General features: G+C 60.5%; 22 protein-coding genes and 1 tRNA gene. 9 read left to right on the top strand and 14 right to left on the bottom strand.

What is annotated here, in order from left to right:
• Positions 1-54: 54 nt before the first annotated feature.
• The 5 genes from B5F28_RS10870 to B5F28_RS10850 all read right to left on the bottom strand — a co-directional run bounded on the left by B5F28_RS10870 (position 55) and on the right by B5F28_RS10850 (position 4,818).
• Positions 55-846 carry an ABC transporter ATP-binding protein gene (locus tag B5F28_RS10870; RefSeq protein WP_087295914.1) on the bottom strand — a complete coding sequence of 264 codons (792 nt, stop codon included), beginning with the start codon at positions 844-846 and terminating at the stop codon, positions 55-57.
• Positions 822-1,607, bottom strand: a complete 786-nt coding sequence (locus B5F28_RS10865; RefSeq protein ID WP_087182559.1) for an ABC transporter permease — start codon at positions 1,605-1,607, stop codon at positions 822-824. The genes B5F28_RS10870 and B5F28_RS10865 overlap by 25 nt, the downstream gene beginning before the upstream one ends.
• 277 nt (positions 1,608-1,884) lie before the next feature.
• Positions 1,885-2,826, bottom strand: a complete 942-nt coding sequence (gene gluQRS, locus B5F28_RS10860) for a tRNA glutamyl-Q(34) synthetase GluQRS (RefSeq protein ID WP_087295913.1) — start codon at positions 2,824-2,826, stop codon at positions 1,885-1,887.
• On the bottom strand, positions 2,819-3,523 hold the full coding sequence (locus tag B5F28_RS10855; protein ID WP_158097581.1) for a DNA alkylation repair protein: 705 nt from the start codon (positions 3,521-3,523) through the stop codon (positions 2,819-2,821). Before B5F28_RS10855 ends, gluQRS begins: the two co-directional genes overlap by 8 nt.
• A complete protein-coding gene (locus tag B5F28_RS10850) occupies positions 3,520-4,818 on the bottom strand; it encodes a M18 family aminopeptidase (protein ID WP_087295911.1) in 1,299 nt (432 codons plus the stop codon). The genes B5F28_RS10855 and B5F28_RS10850 overlap by 4 nt, the downstream gene beginning before the upstream one ends.
• A gap of 156 nt (positions 4,819-4,974) precedes the next feature.
• On the opposite strand from B5F28_RS10850, the gene B5F28_RS10845 reads away from it, so the two are divergent.
• Both B5F28_RS10845 and B5F28_RS10840 read left to right on the top strand, forming a co-directional pair.
• A complete protein-coding gene (locus B5F28_RS10845; RefSeq protein ID WP_087295910.1) occupies positions 4,975-5,196 on the top strand; it encodes a hypothetical protein in 222 nt (73 codons plus the stop codon).
• A 23-nt stretch (positions 5,197-5,219) separates the two neighbouring features.
• Positions 5,220-5,789 carry a hypothetical protein gene (locus B5F28_RS10840; protein ID WP_087295909.1) on the top strand — a complete coding sequence of 190 codons (570 nt, stop codon included), beginning with the start codon at positions 5,220-5,222 and terminating at the stop codon, positions 5,787-5,789.
• 215 nt (positions 5,790-6,004) lie between these two features.
• On the opposite strand, the gene B5F28_RS10835 is transcribed toward B5F28_RS10840, so the two are convergent.
• Positions 6,005-7,135, bottom strand: a complete 1,131-nt coding sequence (locus tag B5F28_RS10835; RefSeq protein WP_087295958.1) for a DUF362 domain-containing protein — start codon at positions 7,133-7,135, stop codon at positions 6,005-6,007.
• 106 nt (positions 7,136-7,241) lie between these two features.
• Positions 7,242-8,063, bottom strand: a complete 822-nt coding sequence (locus B5F28_RS10830) for an undecaprenyl-diphosphate phosphatase (RefSeq protein ID WP_087295908.1) — start codon at positions 8,061-8,063, stop codon at positions 7,242-7,244.
• Positions 8,064-8,299: 236 nt separating this feature from the next.
• Here B5F28_RS10830 and B5F28_RS10825 point away from each other — a divergent pair, with 236 nt between their 5' ends.
• Genes B5F28_RS10825 through B5F28_RS10805 form a run of 5 tightly spaced genes read left to right on the top strand, consistent with a single transcriptional unit; the run spans position 8,300 to position 12,181 of the window.
• Positions 8,300-8,935: a potassium channel family protein gene (locus tag B5F28_RS10825; RefSeq protein ID WP_087182569.1), complete on the top strand. Its 636-nt coding sequence runs from the start codon at positions 8,300-8,302 to the stop codon at positions 8,933-8,935.
• A gap of 31 nt (positions 8,936-8,966) precedes the next feature.
• Positions 8,967-9,632: a potassium channel family protein gene (locus tag B5F28_RS10820; protein ID WP_087182570.1), complete on the top strand. Its 666-nt coding sequence runs from the start codon at positions 8,967-8,969 to the stop codon at positions 9,630-9,632.
• Between the two features lie 38 nt (positions 9,633-9,670).
• On the top strand, positions 9,671-10,084 hold the full coding sequence (locus B5F28_RS10815; protein ID WP_087295907.1) for a hypothetical protein: 414 nt from the start codon (positions 9,671-9,673) through the stop codon (positions 10,082-10,084).
• Entirely contained in the window at positions 10,081-11,481 is a 1,401-nt protein-coding gene (locus B5F28_RS10810; RefSeq protein ID WP_087295906.1) for a PH domain-containing protein, read from the top strand. Before B5F28_RS10815 ends, B5F28_RS10810 begins: the two co-directional genes overlap by 4 nt.
• Positions 11,482-11,530: 49 nt before the next feature.
• Positions 11,531-12,181, top strand: coding sequence for an HAD family hydrolase (locus B5F28_RS10805; protein WP_087295905.1), 651 nt, complete (start codon positions 11,531-11,533; stop codon positions 12,179-12,181).
• A 138-nt stretch (positions 12,182-12,319) separates the two neighbouring features.
• On the opposite strand, the gene B5F28_RS10800 is transcribed toward B5F28_RS10805, so the two are convergent.
• The 6 genes from B5F28_RS10800 to rsxC are packed head-to-tail and all read right to left on the bottom strand — an operon-like array spanning position 12,320 to position 18,623.
• Positions 12,320-13,108 (bottom strand): RnfABCDGE type electron transport complex subunit B, encoded by a 789-nt coding sequence (locus B5F28_RS10800; RefSeq protein ID WP_087295904.1) that lies wholly within the window; start codon positions 13,106-13,108, stop codon positions 12,320-12,322.
• A 15-nt stretch (positions 13,109-13,123) separates the two neighbouring features.
• On the bottom strand, positions 13,124-13,747 hold the full coding sequence (locus B5F28_RS10795; RefSeq protein WP_087295903.1) for an electron transport complex protein RnfA: 624 nt from the start codon (positions 13,745-13,747) through the stop codon (positions 13,124-13,126).
• Complete coding sequence (rsxE, locus tag B5F28_RS10790) at positions 13,747-14,415, bottom strand: electron transport complex subunit RsxE (RefSeq protein WP_087183056.1); 669 nt, start codon at positions 14,413-14,415, stop codon at positions 13,747-13,749. Before rsxE ends, B5F28_RS10795 begins: the two co-directional genes overlap by 1 nt.
• A gap of 18 nt (positions 14,416-14,433) precedes the next feature.
• On the bottom strand, positions 14,434-16,344 hold the full coding sequence (locus tag B5F28_RS10785) for an FMN-binding protein (RefSeq protein WP_087295902.1): 1,911 nt from the start codon (positions 16,342-16,344) through the stop codon (positions 14,434-14,436).
• A 5-nt stretch (positions 16,345-16,349) separates the two neighbouring features.
• Positions 16,350-17,312 (bottom strand): RnfABCDGE type electron transport complex subunit D, encoded by a 963-nt coding sequence (locus B5F28_RS10780; RefSeq protein ID WP_087295901.1) that lies wholly within the window; start codon positions 17,310-17,312, stop codon positions 16,350-16,352.
• Complete coding sequence (gene rsxC / locus B5F28_RS10775; RefSeq protein ID WP_087295900.1) at positions 17,313-18,623, bottom strand: electron transport complex subunit RsxC; 1,311 nt, start codon at positions 18,621-18,623, stop codon at positions 17,313-17,315. It abuts the gene before it with no gap.
• A 238-nt stretch (positions 18,624-18,861) separates the two neighbouring features.
• On the opposite strand from rsxC, the gene B5F28_RS15315 reads away from it, so the two are divergent.
• Both B5F28_RS15315 and B5F28_RS10770 read left to right on the top strand, forming a co-directional pair.
• Entirely contained in the window at positions 18,862-18,993 is a 132-nt protein-coding gene (locus B5F28_RS15315; RefSeq protein WP_275532622.1) for a hypothetical protein, read from the top strand.
• 290 nt (positions 18,994-19,283) lie between these two features.
• Positions 19,284-19,607, top strand: a complete 324-nt coding sequence (locus B5F28_RS10770) for a hypothetical protein (protein ID WP_087295899.1) — start codon at positions 19,284-19,286, stop codon at positions 19,605-19,607.
• 644 nt (positions 19,608-20,251) lie between these two features.
• On the opposite strand, the gene B5F28_RS10765 is transcribed toward B5F28_RS10770, so the two are convergent.
• Positions 20,252-20,327: transfer RNA gene (locus B5F28_RS10765), tRNA-Lys, on the bottom strand.
• Position 20,328: the final 1 nt, after the last annotated feature.

Here is a 20,328-nt window from a genome sequence, read left to right as displayed (position 1 = left end):
TTGATCCGGGCCGGCTGTTTCGTGCCCACGGTCCGGATGGGTACCGTTTTGCCGTTACTTGCGCACTGCCAGGTACTCCTGATACACCTGGCTCCAGATGTAGTTCTTCAGTTCCAAAAAGCGGGGGCTCATCTTGGTCTCTTGGGTGCGGGGATAGGGGATGTCGATCTCCACGATATCCTTGATGCGGCCGGGGCGTGCACTCATGATGACCACACGCTGGCCCAGGATGATGGCCTCTTCCACGTCATGGGTGATGAAGAAGCAGGTCTTCTGCTCCTTTTCCCAGGTATCCAGCAGCTCAGTCTGCAGCTGGGTACGGGTCTGGGCATCCAGGGCGCCGAAAGGTTCGTCCATCAGCAGCACCTGGGGGTTGGCGGCATAGGCACGGGCGATGGCCACGCGCTGCTTCATACCGCCGGACAGCTCCTTCGGGTAGTGGTCTGCAAACTTCTCCAGATCCACCATCTTCAGGTATTTCTGGATTTCGGCCTCCGCCTGCTCGCCCTTTACGCCACGCATGTCCAGCGCGAACTTGATGTTCTTCTTTACGGTGAGCCAGGGGAACAAGGCGTACTGCTGGAACACCACGCCCCGGTCGGTGCCGGTGCCGTGGACTTCCTTGCCGTTGCAGATCACCCGGCCGCTGGTGGGCTCGTGCAGGCCGGCGATGATGTTCAAAAGGGTGGATTTGCCGCAGCCGGAAGGGCCGACGACCGTGATGAATTCGTTTTCATGGATATCCAGGTTCACACCATTGAGGGCGACCATTTCGCCATTGCGGCCATTGAACTTCTTGACCACATTCTCAATTTTGACCTTTATATCTCTCTCTTTTCCTGCCATCCCGTCAGCTTCCTTTCCAAAGTTTTGATGATTTTCTCGATGGTGATGCCAATGATGCCGATGATGATGATGTACAGCAGCATGGGAGCGGTCTCGAAGCTGTTGTTCAGGGTACGGATTCGCATGCCCAAGCCTGCGGAAGCGCCAGTGGATTCGGCGGCCACCAGAGTGGTCAGGGCAACGCCGGCGCCCAGGCGGACGGCGGTGAGGATGAAGGGCAGGGTGGCCGGGGCAATGACCCGGATGAAGATGTCCTTATCCGACGCGCCCAGGATGCGGGCGGCTTTGATCAGGGTCTCGTCGATGTTGATAACGCCCTGGTAGATGGTCACGCACATGATGAGGAAGGTGGCCAGGGTGATTACGATGATCTGAGGCTTGCGGCCAACGCCCGCGCCGATGACCACCAGGGGAACGTAGGCCAGGGGCGGGATGTTGCGCACGAACTGGATCCAGGGCTCCAGAATGTTGCGCACCGGCTTGTACCAGGCCATCAGAATGGCCACCGGAAGGGCGATCACAAAGCCCAGCGCGTAACCTGCAAATACCGAGATCAGACTGCTGCCGATATCGGTGAACAGGCAGCCACGGTCGATCATGACCTGAATCTGCTGCAGCACGACCACCACATTGGGGAAGCATCGGGCGGTGCTGGGCAGAATGGAAAGTATGTACCACAGGACCATCGCCGTTGCGAAGGAGATGAACAGCCACAACCGGTTCATCCACTTTGCATCCGACTGCAATTTGCTTTTCTTCATTGCGGACAAGCTCCTTTTTCTCAAGATTCGTTTTCGCTGCCCCGCCCTGTGGCCGTGCACCTCACCGCTGGCATGGGACCGGTTTTTCTGCTTTTATTGTAGGATGCGAACCGGATTTCCACAAGTATGAAATTCTTTGATACCTTTTCTCGGTTTTTCTTCCCATTTTATTATTATTTTTGAGCATATACAACAAAAAGGCCCATCCCGCTTTGCGCAGGTGGGCCAATGGTCTGTGTCATTCTTTTGTAAGCCGGGAAAAGTTTATCAATCTGTTTCAGAACAAATTCCGGGGCAAACGCACATCGGCACGGGGCACCTTGTCCCAGTCGAACACCGTCAGCAGTTCCTCGGGGCGTGCGGGCTCGGGTTTGTCCAGCAGCCCGGCCAGAAAGGCCAGCCGCCCGATGATTTCCGGCGCGGTGTAGCGGCTCTGCAGCTGCTCCAGGCTCACGTCTCCGTCCCGTTTCGAGAGCCGCCGCCCGTCCTCCGCCAGCAGCAGCGGCAGGTGATAAAACCGGGGTGCGGGCAGGCCCAGCAGCTGATAGAGGTACAACTGGCGAGGGGTGCTTTCCAAAAGGTCCGCTCCCCGCACCACCTGGGTCACCCCCATCAGCGCGTCGTCCACCACCACCGCCAGCTGGTAAGCATACACGCCATCCGACCGGCGCAGCACAAAGTCGCCGCAATCGGTCTTCAGATTTTCCCGGTACGGCCCCAGATGGCCGTCGGTGAATTCCACCGTTTTGTCCGGCACGATCAGGCGCATGGCGGGCTTGCGCCGGGCTTCCAGCTCCCGGCGCTGCTCCGCCGTCAGCCGGCGGCAGGTACCCGGATAAACCGGGGTGCCGTCCTCCCGGTGGGGGGCGCTGGCCGCATGCAGCTGGGCACGGCTGCAATAACAGGGATACACAAGCCCCTGCTCCTCCAGCTTTTGATAGTAGGAATGATAAATCTCATCCCGCTGACTCTGGTAGTAGGGGCCATCCGGCCCGCCCCCTGAGCCGCCCTCATCCCACACAAGGCCCAGCCAGGAAAGATCCGCCTCCAGCTGGTCCGCCCAGACGCGGGGGCAGCGGGCCTTGTCCAGGTCTTCGATGCGCAGCACCACCCGGCCATCCGCCTGCTTAGCGCTCAGCCAGGCCAGAAGGCTACACATCAGGTTGCCCAGGTGCATCCGCCCGGAGGGGCTGGGGGCAAACCGCCCGGTCTCACTCATGCTGTTTTCTCCCCCTTTGGACGCGCTTGTGCCGCGCCGCCCAGTTTTTCTGTTCCGGTGTGATCCGATAGCTTTCCCGCATTTTCTGCAAAGCCTTGTTCCATACCGTATCCGGCAGCTGCGCCTCTTCCATGGCGGCGATGGTCCGATCAAAATCCGTGACCGCGAACACTGAATAGCCCCAGGCCACGCCCATCCAGGCATAGTAATCCGGCTGGCGGATGCCCCGGTACACCGTAAAGCAGCGGTCCAGCTCCTCGGGCCGGTTGAAATGGGTCAGCAGCAGCACCGCCGCAAACCGGGCTTCAAACTCCCGGTCCGAACCGGCATACTGTTGAATCAGATCAAAATATTCCTCTTTGTATACTCTCGCATCCCGCAGCCCGGCGCAGAAGCTGTCGCACACGGCCCAGTTGTCAATGCGGGGCACGAACTGCCGCACCAGCTCCAGCCGCCGGGCCGGATCGGTTTTCACCTTGCCGATGAGCATGCCCCGCAGCAGGACCTCCTCAAAGGTCTCATCCGGTGCGGCCAGCTCGGCAGCCCAGCCTTCCTTCGCCAGCTGAGCAGCAGCCTTGCGCAGCAGCGGCAGCCGCACGCCCAGGTAGTTTTCCACACCGGGCATCAGCTTGTGTTGAAAATCCCGGTAGGCCGGGTCCGCCTGGGCGGCAAGCCGGGCCCGGGTCTCGCCGGTCACAGGGCCACCTGATAGCAGCCGTCGCCGGTGCAGCGCACGTCCGCCCGGAACCATGCGGCGCAGGCATCCGCCAGCCACTGAACATCCTGCGCGCCGGTCAGCTCCACACAGGAGTGCATGGCCAGCTGGGGCAGGCCGATGTCCGCCATGGGCACACTCACCTGGGCGCCCAGCAGGTTGCCCAGGGTGGAGCCGCCGGGCAGGTCCGGCCGGTTGTAGTATTCCTGCACCGGCACCTTGGCTCCGTCGCACAGGCTGTGGAACAGCGCGCCGGTCACACCGTTGGTGGTGTATTTCTGGCTGGCGTTGAACTTGAGCACCACGCCGCCATTCAGCTTTACCGGGCTGGCCGGGTCGCTCATCTCAGCAAAATTCGGGTGGATGGCGTGGCCGTTATCGGCGCTGAGCAGCAGGCTGTTTGCCAGCGCGCGGCGGCGGTCCTGCTCGCTCTCGCCCAGAGCCTGACCGGCCCGGGCCAGTACGTCCGGCAAAAAGCTGCCGCAGGCGCCCTGCCGGGTGCCGCTGCCCACCTCTTCATTGTCGAACAGGCACCAGACCCGCCCCTGCCGGGAGGCCGGGGCGCTCAAAAAGCCGTACAGGGTACCCCAGGCGCAGCCCAGATCGTCGAGCCTCGGGCAGAGCAGGAACTCCCCTTCGCCGCCCACGGCCTGGCCCTTGTCCTTGCAGTAAAGCAGCAGGTCGGTGCCCAGAATCTCCGCCGACGTGCAGCCCGCGGCCCTGGCCAAAAGCTCGGTGTAGCAGGCATTTTTATCCGGCCCGGCGAAGATGGCCTGCATGTCCTTTTTCAGGTCATACTTGTGGCCGTCGTTCACGGTGCGGTCGAAGTGGATGGCCAGATGCGGAATCACCGCGCTCACGCCCTCCAGGTCCACCAGACGGCTCTCCACGCCGGTCTCGGTCTTCACCAGCACGCGGCCCGCGATGCCCAGAGGCCGGTCCAGCCAGGCGGAGCGGATCATGCCGCCGTAGCCCTCGGTGTTCAGCATGGTGAAGCCCGCCTGCTGGCTCACGCCCTTCACCTTGAAGGAGGGGCTGTCGCTGTGGGCGGCGCTCATCCGCCAGCCCTCGCCCGCCGCCTGGGGCATCACAAAGGCGATCAGGCTGGACTGGTTGCGGGTCACATAATATTTGCCGCCGGGCACAAGGCTCCAGTTCTCGGTCTCGTTCAGGGCAGCAAAGCCCGCCTGCTCCAGCCGCCGGGCGCTTTCGGCCACTGCGTGGAAGGGAGTGGGGCTCTTTTCGATGTAAGCAAACAGATCCTGATGGATTGCCATAACAATCATTCCTCTCTGAAAAAGCAGTTTATCTGCCTTCGATTATACGGCGGCAGCCCGCCGCCCGTCAATGCAGGCTTGTCAGGACCAGTCAAATTGGGTACAATCAGGGTAGAAAACCGGTGTTTTTATCCAAGTCTTTGGGAGGTGCTCTGTATGAAACTGTTCCGTGTTGCCGACGACTACTGCCGTGCTTCCAACTGGAAGATTCTGGCGCTGGTCAAATTCTGTCTGTTCTCCGTGGGGCTCATCTGCGGCATCCTGCTGCCCCGCCGCTGGAAGCGGCCTGCCATCGGTGCGGCCGGGGCGGTGTTCGCACTCACCTACATTCCCCTGATGACCAGCTTCTTCCGCTTCTGGGCAAAAGACAAAACCTGAGCCGCGCCGGAAAGGACCCCGTTATGGCCAAAAAACTTCTTCTGCTTGTATTGACCCTCCTCCTTGCCGCCGGGCTGTGCGGCTGTGAAAAGGGCCTGGAGCCCATGCAGCTGCGGGCCGCGCCGGTGAGCGAGGAGACCCGCCAGGTGCTGGACCTCATTGACAATGAACTCACCCTCTGGGAGTACCGGCTGAACGACGGCACCTACACCATGGTGGTGGACCTCTGGGTCTGCCAGAACGGCAGCTGGGAAAAGACCAATCTGCTCACCGGCCCAGCTGCCGGGCAGGCAGAGTTTGCAATGCGGCTCACCGCCAGTCAGGCAGAGCTGATCATCTTGGAGGAAACCGGCACAACGCGCTACGCCATCCCCTGCCCGGTGGATGTGACCAGCCAGTCCGGCACATGCAGCTATTCTTCCCTGACCGGGGAATCGGTGATTGAGCCCGGGAAGGAGATCCCACTGCTGGCCCGGCTGGGCTGGGACGAATCCACCGCCCCGGTGCCCACCGACTGGCAAAATTTTCAAGACAGCGGCTGCGACACCGGCGTGGCGATCACCGTCATCTTCACCGAAACCGGAACGGTGTAGCCGGTGACCAACTCGTCCTTCCGCTCCCAGCTTCCGCCCCCCGCCGCCTGGCGAAAGGGCAGGCGTGGCGCCATTGAGAAAAAGCTCTGACTTCGCTCTTTCCCGCTTCACGTGTGCCTTTTCTCCCATAAGCAAAAATGCTCCCCCGCCGGGTCAATCCGGCGAGCGAGCATTTTCTTTTTGTAATATTGTTTGCAAAAATACGAATTGTATTTTTACTTCACAACCACCAGTTCATATTCACGGGTGCCCAGACCGATCTTCTCGGCGTGCTCGGTGCAGACCCGCCAGTCGGTGATGGGGGTGGAATCGGTGAAGTGATCGCCGCAGCTGCAGAAGCCGGGGGTCTTCCGGTTGTCGTCCAGCTGGCTGCCGGGGATGGGCGGCATGTTGTTGCAGGCGTCGGCACAGGCCTGGTCCAGAGCCACCGGGTCAAAGGAGGCGAACATGCCCACATCCGGGATGATGGGCAGGTCGTTCTCGCCGTGGCAGTCGCAGTTGGGGGAAACATCGATCACCAGATTGATGTGGAAATTCGGCCGGTTCTGCACCACCGCCTTGGCATACTCGGCGATGCGGCAGTTCAGCTCGTCCACCGCCGCGTCGTAATCGCCGCCGATGGCATCGAAGTTGCAGTGAGCCAGGCAGCGGCCGCAGCCCGCGCACTTGTTGTGGTCGATATAAGCGGTACCGCCCTCACCGGTGAAGGAGATGGCATCCTGGGCGCAGATCTTGGCGCAGGCGTGGCACTTGCGGCAGAGGGACTGGTCCACATTGGGCTTGCCTGCGGCGTGCTGCTCCAGCTTGCCCGCACGGCTGCCGCTGCCCATGCCCAGGTTCTTCAGCGCACCGCCAAAGCCGGTATTCTCATGGCCCTTGAAGTGGTTCAGGCTGATGACCACATCCGCGTCCATGATGGCCCGGCCGATCTTTGCCACCTTCACGTGCTCGCCGCCCTCCACAGGCACCTCGGCCTCATCGGTGCCCTTCAGGCCGTCGGCAATGATGATCTGACAGCCGGTGGAATAAGGGGTGAAGCCGTTTTCCATGGCAGCGTCCATGTGCTCCAGCGCGTGCTTGCGGCGGCCCACATACAGGGTGTTGCAGTCGGTCAAAAAGGGCCGGCCGCCCAGCTCCTTGATCACATCGGCCACGGCCTTGGCGTAGTTGGGCCGCAGGTAAGCCAGGTTGCCCGGCTCACCGAAGTGGATCTTGATGGCAACGAACTTGCCCTCCATATCGATCTGACCGATGCCCGCAGTACGAATCAGCTTCTGCAGCTTATCCAGCAGGTTCATGCCGGGCTTTGCCCGCAGGTCGGTGAAATAGACCTTTGCCTTTTCCATGGAAATCTCCTCCATTCAAACATCCTTTTTCAAACTCTTATCGCAAAGAGAACACCCGGCCCCGGCCGGATGTTCTCTTTCCTTGTTTTGATTCAGCCGCCGCGACTCACAGGCCCAGCAGAGCGGCCGCCAGCACCACGATGCCCAGGGCAATGCGGTACCAGCCGAACACCTTGAAGTCGTGCTTTTTCACAAAGTTCATCAAGAAGCCGATGGACAGCACGCTCACCACAAAGGCCACCACGCAGCCCAGGCCCAGCACGGCCAGCTGCTCGCCGGTAAACACCATGCCTTCCATCAGATACTTGACCACCTTCAGGGCGCTGGCGCCGAACATAACCGGGATGGCCAGAAAGAAGGTGAACTCCGCCGCCACCGGACGGCTTGCGCCCAGCAGCAGACCGCCCACAATGGTGGCGCCGCTGCGGGAGGTGCCGGGGATCATGGCCAGCACCTGCCAGAAACCGATGATCAGCGCATCCTTATAAGTAAGCTGGTCGATGCTGCGGATACGGGGCCTTTTGTGCCGGTTCTCGATGAGAATGAAGAACACGCCATACAGAATCAGCATGGTCGCAACCACGATGTAGTTGTAAAGGTGCTCCTCCAGCCAGTCGTCCAGCAAGAGGCCCAGCACCATGGCGGGCAGGGTGGCCACCACGATCTTGAACCACATCACCCAGGTGTTTTTCTTGATATATCCCTTCGACTTGTCGGCGCAGAAGGGCCAGAGCTTGGGGAAGAAGAGCACCACCACCGCCAGGATCGCGCCCAGCTGGATCACCACCCGGAACAGCTCCAGGAAGGACTCGTCAAACCCCATGTTCAGATACTTTTCCGCCAGGATCAGGTGCCCGGTGCTGCTCACCGGCAGCCATTCGGTGATCCCTTCAATGATCCCGTACAGGATCGTTTTTATCCATTCCATTGTTTCGCCTCACTTGTTTTCTGGCATTTAGCGCCCGCCGGGTGCCCGGCAGGTACCATAACAGTATACCACAGGAAAGTGCAAAACAGAACGCCCTTTTTTCTGCTGAGCCCTTTCTTTTCCGGGTAAAATACAGTATAATCGGGATAAGCGAAGGATGTGGGCCGCCCGTGGGGCTTTGAGTCCATATCTCGCTGTTTTTTTCAGATTTTTTCTGTTATAAAAGAGGTGTTTTCTTGAATATCCTTGTTGTAGGCTGCGGCCGTGCCGGCGCCAATATTGTGCGTATCCTGGAGCAGATGGGCCACGAGGTCTCTGTGATGGATTCCAACCCGGAAGAGCTTCAGCGGCTGGAAGGCGTGGACGGCTACCATTTTTCCGGCGTCGCTGCGGTGGGCATTCCCATCGACATCGACGACCTGCGTCAGGCGGGCATTGAGACCTGCGACGCGGTGGCCATCGCCACCCCGGATGACAGCGTGAACATCATGGTGGCCCAGATCGCCAAGAATATCTTCCATGTGCCCCGGGTCATCACCCGTGTGACCGATCCTGCCCTGAAGAACTTCTTCACCAAGGAGTTCGGTCTGCGCACGGTATGCACCACCAATCTGACGGTGGAAAGCATGCTGCTGGGCCTGCTGGACGATCAGGAGTCCCGCAGTGTGACCATCGGCGCCACCACCACCGCGTTTGTCACCGTTCCGGTAAGTCTGCGGGACGTGGGCCGAAGCCTGAACCGCATCCGTCCGCCGGAGGGCGATCTGCTCTACGGCGTATTGCGGGCCGACACTACCGTGGAACTGGCGGTGGAGCCCATGCCGGTGCTGGAAGAGGGCGACCAGATCATCTTCGCCCGCATCGCGGACTGAGTCACAAAGCAGCAAGGAAGAGGAAGCAATTATGAGAGTAATGATCGTCGGCGGCGGCAAGGTGGGCTACTACATGGCAAAGACCCTGCTTGACCACGGCCACCAGCCCATCGTGATCGAAAAGGACCGCAAGCTGTGCAGCCAGGTGGCCAACGACCTGGACATCCCCGTGACCCAGGGCGACGGCTCCACCGTGGAATATCTGGAGGCCGCGGGCTGCGGCCGCTGCCAGGCTCTGGTGGCGGTGACCGGCCGGGACGAGGTGAATCTGATCACCTGCCAGATCGCCAAGCGGGTTTTCCATGTGGAAAAAACCGTGGCCCGAGTCAACAACCCCAAAAACACCGAGGTGCTGCGCCGCCTGGGCGTGGACATTGCTGTGTCCAGCACCGACAACCTGGCCCGCATTCTGGAGCGTGAGGTGGAGACGGCCGCCATCCAGCAGGTGCTGAACCTGGCGGGCGGCACCGCCACCGTGTTCGAGATCCAGATCCCGGACCGGTTCAAGTACAACGGCAAAAGCCTGGCGCAGATTCCCATCTCGGAATCCGCCGTTATCATCGCCATCACCCGCGCGGGCGAGCTGCTGATCCCCCGTGGTAATACCCAGATTCTGAATGGCGACAAGGTGCTCTGCGTCGCGCGGGACACTGCGATCCATGAATTGATGCAGGATTGGGGCCTGGCCAGCGGCTGACGCCCTTTCCCGCCTGTTTGCAAAGGAGGTCCGTACCCGTGCTGCGCTTTACCGCGAGTGCCGGCGGCGCCCGGGTAGTGGCCCTGTGGCTGCTGCTTGTCGGCGCGGTGCTGGCCCCCTTTGTTTTCTGGCAGACCTTCTGGGGCGGCGTGCTGTTTTGCGCCGTCTGGCTGTTCTTCTGCGCGGTGTGTGTGCCGCTGCACCTGTCCACCGTGCGGGGCAGCGTCTCGCTGGGCGAGGTGCGCCTGAGCCGGGGCATCCTGTTCAAATCCAGCCGCCGGGTGCCCACCCGATTTGTGGCGGGGGTCTGCCGCATTCGCACTCCGCTGTTGGCACTGACCCGCAGCAGCCTGCTGATCGTATACACCAGCGGCTGTGTGCTGTTCCTGCCTCCGGTTTCGGACGAGGACGCCGAGCCGCTGATCCACGCGCTGGAAGGAGGCGGCCTATGAGGACCGTGCGCGCCCAGGGGCGCTTCCACATCGTTTTCATCGTCAAATACATTCGTTACGGCCTGATTCTCTGTCTGGTGCCCATGCTCCAGGCGCTGATCGCCTTTGACCTGCCCAGCCTGACCAGGGCCCTGCGGCAGGATGCCGCCATCCTGGTGGGGATGGCGCTTTTTTCATTTGTCATCTGGCGGCGCTGCGGCTTCGTTCTCACCGACCGTCAGCTCACCCTGCGCCGGGGCATCCTCTGGCACCGTCAGCAGGTGATTCGCCCGTCGCAGCTGGCGGCCATCCAGCTGGACCGGCCCATCTATCTGCGGCTGGCGGGCTGCACAAAGGTGCGGCTGTTCGCCGCCTCCAGCGCCGCCTTCGGGCAGGTCCAGTTCTTTCTGCCCCGCCGCCAGGCCGCGGTGCTGGCGGAATGCCTGATGCCGGTGCAGTCGGCCTCCTCCTTTTTTGCTCCCACCGGAGCGGAGCGGCTGCGCTTTACCATGCTCAGCGCCAACCTGGTCACCACCTCCTTTCTGGTGGTCTTCAGCGCCCGGCAGACCCAGGGTCTGATCGGCAACAACCTGGGCGTGGACCTGGGTTCGCTGGCCATGGCCAACCTGGGCCGGATGGAACGGCTGGCCGAGCTGTTTCTGCCCGCCGGTGTGGCCTGGCTGTTCACATTGATCTTTACCCTGTGGGGCATCGCGCTGTTCTCTTCCCTGCTGGCCACCGCCAACTTCCGGGTGAGCCGAAGCGGCGGCGTGATCTTCGCCAAGGGCGGGCGCATCAATCTGACCGAGCGGCGCATTCAGGCCTCAGCGGTAAGCTATTGCGACATCCGCGTCACCCCCATCTCCCGGCTGCTGCGCCGGTTTCCGGTGTTTCTGTGTGCCGGAAGCTACACCGGCGCGGACCTGCCCATTCTGGTGTACGGCAAAGGGCGGGATGCACTTTTGCAGGCGCTGATGCCCCAGTTCATCCCGCCGCGGCCGGTGGCTGGCATCACCGCCAACCGCAGCTGGCCCCAGTTTCTGTGGAAAAGCGGCGCACTTCTGGCCTTCTGCGCCATGCTGTGTGTGGTGTCCATGTGGAAGCTTCCCCAGCTCACCCCGCTGCTGCTGGTTCCGCTGGCACTCTCGGCCGGGCTGGTGGCCGTCTCGGTGGAGGGCTGGTTCACCGAGGGCGCGGCCCGCAACTCCAACGGCACCATGGCGGTGTGCTACAACCGCCTGTTCAGCCGCCACCAGCTGTGTGTGTTCAGCCCCAACATCTCGCTTTCCAGCATCCAGACTCCCTTTTCCGAGGCGGTGGGCCGCTGTACCCTGACCATCTATCTGCCCTGCCGCCGCCGTATCCGGGTGCGCAGCATCAAAAAGCTGGCGGCGGACCACCTGCGGCTGGTGGCCTGAACGCGCACTTTCTCAATCATTTTGCATCGCCAAGGAGGCGAAATCAGCTTTGTATCGCTATGTGATTTTTGATCTGGACGGGACCCTCCTCAACACGCTGGAAGACCTGGCCGCCGCGGGCGAATATGTCTGTGCCCAAAACGGCTGGCCCGCCCACACGCTGGAGGAATACCGCTACTTCGTGGGCAACGGCATCCCCAAACTCTGCGAGCGGTTCTCTCCTGCCGACCAGCGCAGCCCCGAGCGGCTAGCCCAAACGCTGGAGCAGTTCACCCGCTACTACGACGCCCACAAGGAGGACGCCACCGCGCCCTATCCGGGCATCGAGGCTCTGCTGGACGCTCTGCAGGCCGCAGGCGTGGTCTTCGGCGTGCTCACCAACAAGGCCCACCCCCTGGCCAAAGGCGTGCTGGAGCACTATTTCCCCGGCCGTTTCGCCTTTGTACAGGGTGCACTGCCCGGCGTTCCGGTAAAGCCGGACCCTGCCGGTCTGCGCCAGCTGATGGCCGCCATGGGCGCGGATGCGGCCTCCACCCTCTTTGTGGGTGACAGCAACGTGGACATCCGTACCGCCAAAAACGGAGGTCTGGCGGGCTGCGGCGTGCTCTGGGGCTTCCGTACCGAGGAGGAGCTGCGCGGCGAAGGGGCGGACCATATTGCCGCCGATCCTGCCGCTTTGGCGCAGATCATTCTGGAATGACCGGCTTTTCCAAAAGCGCTGTTTCTCTTTTACATAGGCAGACACCCCGCCGTGCTTGCGCGCCCGGCTTCTGAAACAAAGAAAAATCCCGCTGCTCGCATTTGAGCAGCGGGATTTTTTGCATTGTTACGGGTCGGCTTACGCCTTCACGATCACGTGCTTGGGGCAGACCTCCACGCAGGCGCCGCAGCCGGTGCACTTGTCGTAGTCGATGTGCGCCAGGTTGTTGGTGACCTTGATCGCCTCACTGGGGCAGGTCTTCTGGCACTTCATGCAGCCGATGCAGCCGGTCTGGCACTCCTTTATCACCAGAGCGCCCTTCTCGGTGTTGTTGCACAGCACCTTGGGCTTGTTCTCGGTGTTGGAGCAGATCTCGATCACGCCGTGGGGGCAGACCGCAGCGCAGGCGCCGCAGCCGGTGCACTTGGCCACGTTCACGCAGGCAACGCCGTCCACAATGTGCATGGCGTCAAAGGGGCAGGCCTTTACACAGTCGCCCAGACCCAGGCAGCCGTGTACACAGGCCTTGCCGCCGCCGAACAGAGAAGCGGCAGCAGCGCAGCTGGCCACACCCTTGTAATCAAACTTCTGGGTGCACACGCCGGGGCGGCCCTGGCAGCCCACGATGGCCTTCACCACCGCAGTGGCGCCGGCCTCCACACCCATCACAGCGGCCACGTCTTCCGCAGCCTTGGCGCCGCCAGGAACGCACTTGTTCACTGGAGCGCCGGACTCAACGATGGCCTTGGCGTAGTCGGCACAGCCGGCATAGCCGCAGGCGCCGCAGTTGGCGCCGGGCAGGCAGCCGTTCACCTGACCGATGCGGGGGTCCTCCTCCACATGCATGAACTTGGCGGCCAGCACCAGAATGATGGCGCCCAGCAGGCCGACAACAGAAACGATGGCAATCGCCATTGCAATAGACATATTCCCGGCCTCCTTTTAAATTGCACCAAAGATGTTTTCGATCAGACCGCCGAAGCCGCCGAAGCTCAGGGCAGTGGCGGAAGCCGCCACCAGAGTGATGGGCAGGCCTTCAAAGCACTTGGGGGGCTGAGCATCCTCCAGGCGCTTGCGCACGCCGGAGAAGATGACCATGGCCAGCATGAAGCCGAAGCCCGCGCCCAGGGCGCAGACGATGGACTCCACGAAGTTGTAGCCGTTGTCGATGTTCAGCACGGTAACGCCCAGAACAGCGCAGTTGGTGGTGATCAGAGGCAGATACACGCCCAGAGCCTTGTGCAGGGGAGGCATGTACTTCTTCATGATGATCTCAACCAGCTGAACCAGCACGGCGATCACCAGGATGAACACGATGGTCTGCAGGTAGCCCAGATCCCATTTCAGGTTGCCTTCCGCGTCCACCGGGGTGAGCAGGAAGTTCTGGATGGGCCAGGTCACCGCAGTGGCCAGGGTCATAACAAAGATAACAGCGCAGCTCATGCCGAAGGCAGAGTTGAGCTTTTTGGATACGCCCAGGAACGGACAGATGCCCAGGAACTTAACCAGGACATAGTTGTCCACCAGGATCATGGTGAAGAAGATAGCAGCTAAACGAGCAGCCATTATTCACAGCCCCCTTTCGCGCCGCAGACGCTCTTGGAGGGGCAGCCCTCACAGCCGATGCTGCGCTCTTTTTTGTTGCCGGTCTTGTTTTCGATGAAGATCACCAGGGCCATCAGGCAGCCGAAGGTGAAGAAGCCGCCGGCGGGCGTAGTCATGAAGGTGAACCGGTCGATGGAAGCGGGGATCACGGTCATGCCGAACCAGGTGCCGGAGCCCAGGATCTCACGGATGGAGCCCATGAGCACCAGAGTCAGGGTGAAGCCCAGGCCCATGCCCAGGCCGTCCAGGGCGGAGTCCAGAGGCTTGTTCTTGGAAGCGAACATCTCGGCACGGCCCAGGATGATGCAGTTAACAACGATCAGGGGCAGGAACACGCCCAGGGACTTATCCAGAGCGGGAACGTAAGCCTTGACCAGCATCTGCACGATGGAAACGAAGGTGGCGATAACGGTGATATAAGCCGGCAGGCGCACCTTGTCGGGGATCACGTTGCGCAGCAGCGAGATCGCAATGTTGGAGCAGAACAGCACGAAGGTAGCTGCAATGCCCATGCCCAGGCCGTTGAAGGCCATGGTGGTAACAGCCAGCGTGGGGCAGGTGCCCAGAACCAGGCGCAGAACCGGGTTCTCCTTCACGAGGCCGTTGGTAAAGATCTGAACTTTATTCATGAATTCACAGCCTCCCTATCAAGACGCAAGGCCCGCGGCATATGCCTGGATGCACTTGCGCACTGCCTTCTTCACGCCGCGGGTGGACTCGGTGGCGCCGGCGATGGTATCCACGCCATCCAGACCGGCCTCATCGGTGATGCCGGTGTACTGGCCCAGGTAGTCCGCGCCGGCGGCCTGATCGCCGATGCCGGCGGTCTGACCGGATACATCCACCCAAACGCCGGTGATGGCACCGTTGGCATCAAAGCCAACCGCCACGTTCAGGGGCTTGGTGGAGTACTCGTAGCCCTTATCCTCGGCGTACAGCACATAGCTGCCGTCGTCGCCCTGCCAGGCGTCAGTCAGGCCTTCGGGAGCAGTGATCTGGGTCAGAGTGGCCCCGGGAGCCAGCGCAGCGCGGGCTTCCTCGGCGCTCATGGCGCTCATGTCGGTGCCCTCGCCGCCCTCGTCAGCAGCGGGAGCCTGGCCCAGAGCCACCTCGTTGTAGCAGCTCAGAGCAGTGTTCACGGCCTCAACGACCGCCTTGGAGGAGATGGTGGCGCCGGAGATGGCATCCACGTCGCCGATGGCGACCTCACCGCTCTTGCCCACCAGGCTGGCGGCCAGAGCAGCAGCTTCTTCATTGCCTTCCTGATACAGCTTTGCACCGAAACCATCGGTCTCGTTGTTCTTGGGGAAGCTTACGCCCACGATGGCACCGTCAGCGTCCAGACCCACGATCACGGGCACCTGGCCGCCGAAGCCTTTGGCACTGGCCTGGATGACCCAGCCGGTGTCAGCCTTCACAGCAGCCTGTACGCCGCTGGTGGCGGATTCCACCGCCTCAAAGGTGGTGGCGTCGGGCAAAACGGCCTTGCAGGCCTCATCGCTCAGGGTAACGGTCTCCACAGCGGCCTCGCTGGAAGCGGCTTCGCTCTCAGCATCGCCGCCCTCGGGAGCAACCGCGGTGGCGGCAGCGCAGTCAGGGTACATGGCAACAAATGCCTGGATGCACTTGCGCACACCCTTCTTCACGCCGCGGGTGGACTGGGTAGCGCCGGAAATGGTATCCACGCCGTCCAGGCCAGCCTCGCCCAGCACACCCTTGTACTGGTTCAGGTACTCAGCGCCGCCCGCCTGATCGCCGATACCGGCGGTCTGGCCATCGGTGCCGACCCAAACGTTCAGGATGTTGCCGTCAGCGTCCAGCTCTACCAGAACATCCATGGGAGCAGTCTCGTATTCATAGCCATTGGCCTCGGTGCGCAGCACGGTGGTGCCGTTGGCGGTCTCCCAGGCGCCGGTCAGGCCCTCGGGGATCTCGATCTCGGTCAGCTCCATGCTCTCCAGAGCCTGTTCCGGAGTCAGCTGCTCGGCTTCCACAACAGCAGCCTGGCCCAGAGCGACCTCGTTGAAGCAGTTCACAGCGGAGTTCACGGCAGCCAGAGCAGCCTTGGAGGAAACGGTTACGCCGCTGATCATATCCACGTCGCCCGCTTCCAGGGTGCCGCTCTTGCCCACAAAGCTCTCGGCCAGCTTCTGGCCGTCAGCGTCAGCGGGATCAGCCAGCTTCTGGCCGAAGCCGGCGGTCTCGCTGTTCTCCATGAACTTCACCTTCAGAATGGTGCCCTCGCTGTCGAAGGCAACAACCACAGGCACGTCGCCGCCGAAGCCCTTGCCGTAGGCCTGGATGACCCAGCCGGCGCCGTTGGTGGCCTTCAGGGCCTTGGTCACATTGCTGGACTGGAAGTCGGTGATCTCCTCAAAGCCGTCGGCCTCAGGCAGAACCTCCAGATAAGCGGCATTGGCAGCAGCTTCCTCCTGCGCCTTGATGATGGGAGCCGTCAGCTGGTTGGTGCCGGCCAGCGCAGCGCTGGCCACGATGCAGATCACAACCAGAACCACAACGGGTTTCAGAAAGTTTTCCCACATGTTATTGTTTTTCATGCCTTTTACACCCCTTTCTTCTTCGCGCCCAGGGGTTTCTGGCGGGTCAGATCATTGATGTAGGGAACCAGCAGATTCATGAACAGGATGGCATAGGAAACGCCCTCGGCCATGTTTGCCCAGTAGCGGATGCCGCAGGTGATGATGCCCAGGCCCAGACCGAACACGATCTTACCCTTCAGGGTGAAGGGGCTGGTCACATAATCGGTAGCCATGAACACGGCGCCGAACAGCAGGCCGCCGGCCAGCAGCTCAGCCAGAACGGGCTTGCCCGCCAGAGCGCTGATGACCGCCACGGTGGCCACGTAGGTCACGGGGATGGCCGGGCTGATGGTGCGGGTGGCAACCAGCCACACGAAGCCGATCAGGATGGCCAGGGCGCAGGTCTCGCCCAGCACGCCGCCGTGCTGACCCAGGAACAGGTCCATGATGGGGTACTGGCCCAGCAGAGAGTTGCCGGCAGCATCCACCACCTGCAGGGGAGTGGCGCTGGCAGCGGCATCGATACCGCTCAGGGTCTGCTCCATGCGGGAGGTGAAGGTCCAGGTGGTCATGCGGGAAGCAAAGCCGGTGAACAGCACAATGCGGCCCACCAGAGCGGGGTTCACAAAGTTGAAGCCCAGGCCGCCGAACAGCTGCTTGGTCACAACGATCGCGATGAACGCACCCACAATGGCGATCCACAGGGGCATGCTCACGGGCATATTCAGAGCCAGGATAATGCCGGTAACCACGGCGGACAGATCGCCCACGGGGTTCGGCTTTTTCATCAGCAGGCAATACAGGTACTCAAAGCCCACGCAGGCGGCGGTGGTAACGCCGATCACCAGCAGAGCGCGCAGGCCGAAGATCCACGCACTGGCAACCACACAGGGCAGCAGAGCGATAATCACATTGCCCATCAGCCCACGGGTGGAGGAACGATCCACAATGTGGGGGGAGGCAGTGACCATATAACGGTTTTCCATTTATTTCTTTGCCTCCTTCTTGGCAAATTCTTTGGCCAGGCCCATGGTCTGAGTGACCGGGCGCTTGGCGGGGCAGACATAGCTGCAGGTGCCGCACAGCATGCACAGGTCCACGCACAGCTTGTTCAGCTCCTCAGTGTTCTTCTTATTGAAGGCACCGGCGATCTGCACGGGAGCCAGGCCCATGGGGCAGGCCTCGATGCAGCGGCCGCAGCGGATGCAGGGACCCGCGGCGGGCAGAGTGGCCATCTTTTCGCTGAAGGCCAGCACGCCGTTGTTCTGCTTCAGAACCGGCTCATCAGCGTCCGGCAGCGCAACGCCCATCATGGGGCCGCCGCTGATCAGCTTGGCAACGGTCACGCCCTCTTTCAGGCCGCAGAAATCCAGCACCTCGCGCAGGGGGGTGCCGATGATGGCTTCCACATTCTTGGGCTCCTTGATGGCGTCGCCGTTCACGGTCAGGCGCTTGGTCACCAGAGGCATACCGGTGGCCAGGAACTTGCCGATGGTGGACACGGTGGTCACGTTCAGCACGATCACACCCGCATCGCTGGGCAGACCGCCCTGGGGCACTTCACGACCGGTGGTCTTCTCGATGAGCACCTTCTCGGCGCCCTGCGGGTAGCGGTTGGGCAGGACCTTCACGGTCACACCGGCCTCACCGCTGAACAGCTGATTCATAGCGCTCACGCACTCGGGCTTGTTGCGCTCGATGCCGATCACACAATTCTTGATTTCCAGATATTTCATCACGGCCTTGATGCCGGAGGCGATGGTCTCGCCGTTCTCCAGCATCTCGCGGGTGTCAGCAGTCAGATAGGGCTCGCACTCCGCCGCATTGATCACCAGGGTATCCACCGGAGCCTTGGGGCTCAGCTTCACTGCAGTGGGGAAGCCGGCGCCGCCCAGGCCCACCAGACCGCAAGCCTGAATCGCCTCAATGAAGCTGGCCTTATCGGTCACCACCGGAGCCTTCACAGCGGGATCAACGGTCTGCTGACCGTCGGGCGTGATCACAACAGCCGGTACGCTGGTGCCGTTGGAAATATGCACGGTGTCCACCGCAGCTACCGTACCGGACACGCCGGAATAAATATTTGCGCTCACAAAGCCTTCCGCTTTGCCGACCAGGGTGCCCACCATTACAGTGTCACCCTTCTTGACCACCGGCGTGCAAGGTGCGCCGATGTGCTGCTGCATGGGCAGAACAACCTTGCTGGGCACAGGCATCTTCACCGTGGCCAGGGCGGCAGTTCCCTTCTCATGCGGCACGCCGGCGCCCAGCGCCGCACGTTTCAGCTTTTTCAACATGGATTGAACGTTCCCCCATTTCATACAATCTACGGGGCGCATCTACGAACCACAGCATGGCGCACCCGCTCTAGAATATTCTAATTCCTTTATGGATTCAAGTCAACATGGATTACGATTCTGTAACCCATCTTCTTTGTATTTTTGCCGTTTTTCCCCATAAAATGGTTTGCACGCGCCAACCGCTTTATGCTATACTAAAAGCAACATCCCGCATTATTTAAAGGAGGGTTTCCCGATGAAACTGCTTGTTAAAATTTTAGCTTTGATTTTCGCGCTTGCCGGCGCTGCACTGGGCATTGCCCTGCTCAAGCAGGAGCACGCCCCTTCGTATATTTCTGTTTACGACACCGACGACGATCTGTTCTGATTTTACATCCATCCAACTGCTTTTACCGCTTCCCCACCTTTTATGGAAGGTTTTACCTTCTTTATAAAGAAGTTGGGGGAAGCGGTTTTTATTTCCAGTTTTTGATGCAAGGTTTTTAAAATTTCTATTAATAAAACCGCTTATCTTCTAACGTGTTTTTCGAAAAATCATTTTATAACGAATTTTGTGTTACTTTTGTGTTTTCCAAAAATTCAGACAAAATACTCTTGTTAGTTTTATCGGCATATGCTACGATAAAAATACTATAAAATGGTAAGGAGTTATATGCCATGTCTGAACAAAAGCGAGTACGCCGCACCTCTGAGCAGATCGCCAATGATCTGGATCTGCAAATCGCCGAGCTCAATGATTCGATTCAGGATGTAGAGGCGAAAAAGGCCGAAGCCGTGGAAAAATTCGACGCCAAAATTGCCTCGATCAATGAGAAGATCCGCAAGCTGCAGGCCCGTAAACAGGATCTGCTCACACCGAAAAAGCGCGTGCGCCGCAAAACCAAAGCACAGCAGATCAAGTCTCTGGTCTCCAAAGCCCAGAAATCCGGCATGAAGCTGAACGAGATTGCCGAAAAATTGGGCGTTTCCATCGAAGAGTAATTGAATAAGCGTGTTTTCGCTTTAAAACCCATTGATTCGATCCTTTCCATGTGATCAAATGAATGGGTTTTATTATTTATATGTATGGCACCGGGAGAACGCAACTGCCTGTTTCGTTTACGTTTCCCATTTTGTGGTACACTTCTAGACGAAGGTGTTAAGAAAAACATGCCAGCGGCATGTTTTTTAGCCTGAGAGTCCCTGCCAGCTGAACCGGAGCGCCATCGGCGCGAACGGTGAAGCCGCCCTCGCAGAGGGGAAGTGGACCAAAAGAAAAGCGAGCACCTTTCAATGCTCACCTCTTTGTGGTGCACTTCTAGACGAGGGCGTTAAGAACAACATGCCGGTGGCATGTTGTTTAGCCCGAGAGGCCCTGCGAGCTGAACCGGAGCGCCATCGGCGCGAACGGTGAAGCCGCCCCCGCAGGGGGGAAGTGCAGCAAAAGAAAAGCGAGCACCTTTCAATGCTCACCTCTTTGTGGTGCACTTCTAGACGAGGGCGTTAAGAACAACATGCCGGTGGCATGTTGTTTAGCCCGAGAGGCCCTGCGAGCTGAACCGGAGCGCTAACAGCGCGAACGGTGAAGCCGCCCCCGAAGGGGGGAAGTGCAACAAAAAAGACAGGACGTTTGTCCTGTCTTTTTGTGGTGCACTTCCAGGGACTCGAACCCTGGGCCCGCTGATTAAGAGTCAGCTGCTCTACCAACTGAGCTAGAAGTGCA

The organism is Gemmiger sp. An194 (genome assembly GCF_002160145.1).
Taxonomy (GTDB): domain Bacteria; phylum Bacillota; class Clostridia; order Oscillospirales; family Ruminococcaceae; genus Allofournierella.
The sequence above is the reverse complement of the archived record's forward strand: the minus strand, read 5'-3'. Positions and strand labels throughout refer to the sequence as shown.

Excerpts from the sequence above, each read along its gene's own strand:
- B5F28_RS10800 (WP_087295904.1), bottom strand. The coding sequence starts at position 13,108 with ATGTCTATTGCAATGGCGATTGCCATCGTTTCTGTTGTCGGCCTGCTG.
- rsxC (WP_087295900.1), bottom strand. The coding sequence starts at position 18,623 with ATGTTGAAAAAGCTGAAACGTGCGGCGCTGGGCGCCGGCGTGCCGCAT.
- B5F28_RS10795 (WP_087295903.1), bottom strand. The coding sequence starts at position 13,747 with ATGGCTGCTCGTTTAGCTGCTATCTTCTTCACCATGATCCTGGTGGAC.
- B5F28_RS10870 (WP_087295914.1), bottom strand. The coding sequence starts at position 846 with ATGGCAGGAAAAGAGAGAGATATAAAGGTCAAAATTGAGAATGTGGTC.
- B5F28_RS15315 (WP_275532622.1), top strand. The coding sequence starts at position 18,862 with ATGAAACTGCTTGTTAAAATTTTAGCTTTGATTTTCGCGCTTGCCGGC.
- B5F28_RS10820 (WP_087182570.1), top strand. The coding sequence starts at position 8,967 with ATGAGAGTAATGATCGTCGGCGGCGGCAAGGTGGGCTACTACATGGCA.
- B5F28_RS10785 (WP_087295902.1), bottom strand. The coding sequence starts at position 16,344 with ATGAAAAACAATAACATGTGGGAAAACTTTCTGAAACCCGTTGTGGTT.
- B5F28_RS10845 (WP_087295910.1), top strand. The coding sequence starts at position 4,975 with ATGAAACTGTTCCGTGTTGCCGACGACTACTGCCGTGCTTCCAACTGG.
- B5F28_RS10830 (WP_087295908.1), bottom strand. The coding sequence starts at position 8,063 with ATGGAATGGATAAAAACGATCCTGTACGGGATCATTGAAGGGATCACC.
- rsxE (WP_087183056.1), bottom strand. The coding sequence starts at position 14,415 with ATGAATAAAGTTCAGATCTTTACCAACGGCCTCGTGAAGGAGAACCCG.
- B5F28_RS10770 (WP_087295899.1), top strand. The coding sequence starts at position 19,284 with ATGTCTGAACAAAAGCGAGTACGCCGCACCTCTGAGCAGATCGCCAAT.
- B5F28_RS10835 (WP_087295958.1), bottom strand. The coding sequence starts at position 7,135 with ATGGAAAAGGCAAAGGTCTATTTCACCGACCTGCGGGCAAAGCCCGGC.
- B5F28_RS10810 (WP_087295906.1), top strand. The coding sequence starts at position 10,081 with ATGAGGACCGTGCGCGCCCAGGGGCGCTTCCACATCGTTTTCATCGTC.
- B5F28_RS10850 (WP_087295911.1), bottom strand. The coding sequence starts at position 4,818 with ATGGCAATCCATCAGGATCTGTTTGCTTACATCGAAAAGAGCCCCACT.
- gluQRS (WP_087295913.1), bottom strand. The coding sequence starts at position 2,826 with ATGAGTGAGACCGGGCGGTTTGCCCCCAGCCCCTCCGGGCGGATGCAC.
- B5F28_RS10865 (WP_087182559.1), bottom strand. The coding sequence starts at position 1,607 with ATGAAGAAAAGCAAATTGCAGTCGGATGCAAAGTGGATGAACCGGTTG.
- B5F28_RS10840 (WP_087295909.1), top strand. The coding sequence starts at position 5,220 with ATGGCCAAAAAACTTCTTCTGCTTGTATTGACCCTCCTCCTTGCCGCC.
- B5F28_RS10780 (WP_087295901.1), bottom strand. The coding sequence starts at position 17,312 with ATGGAAAACCGTTATATGGTCACTGCCTCCCCCCACATTGTGGATCGT.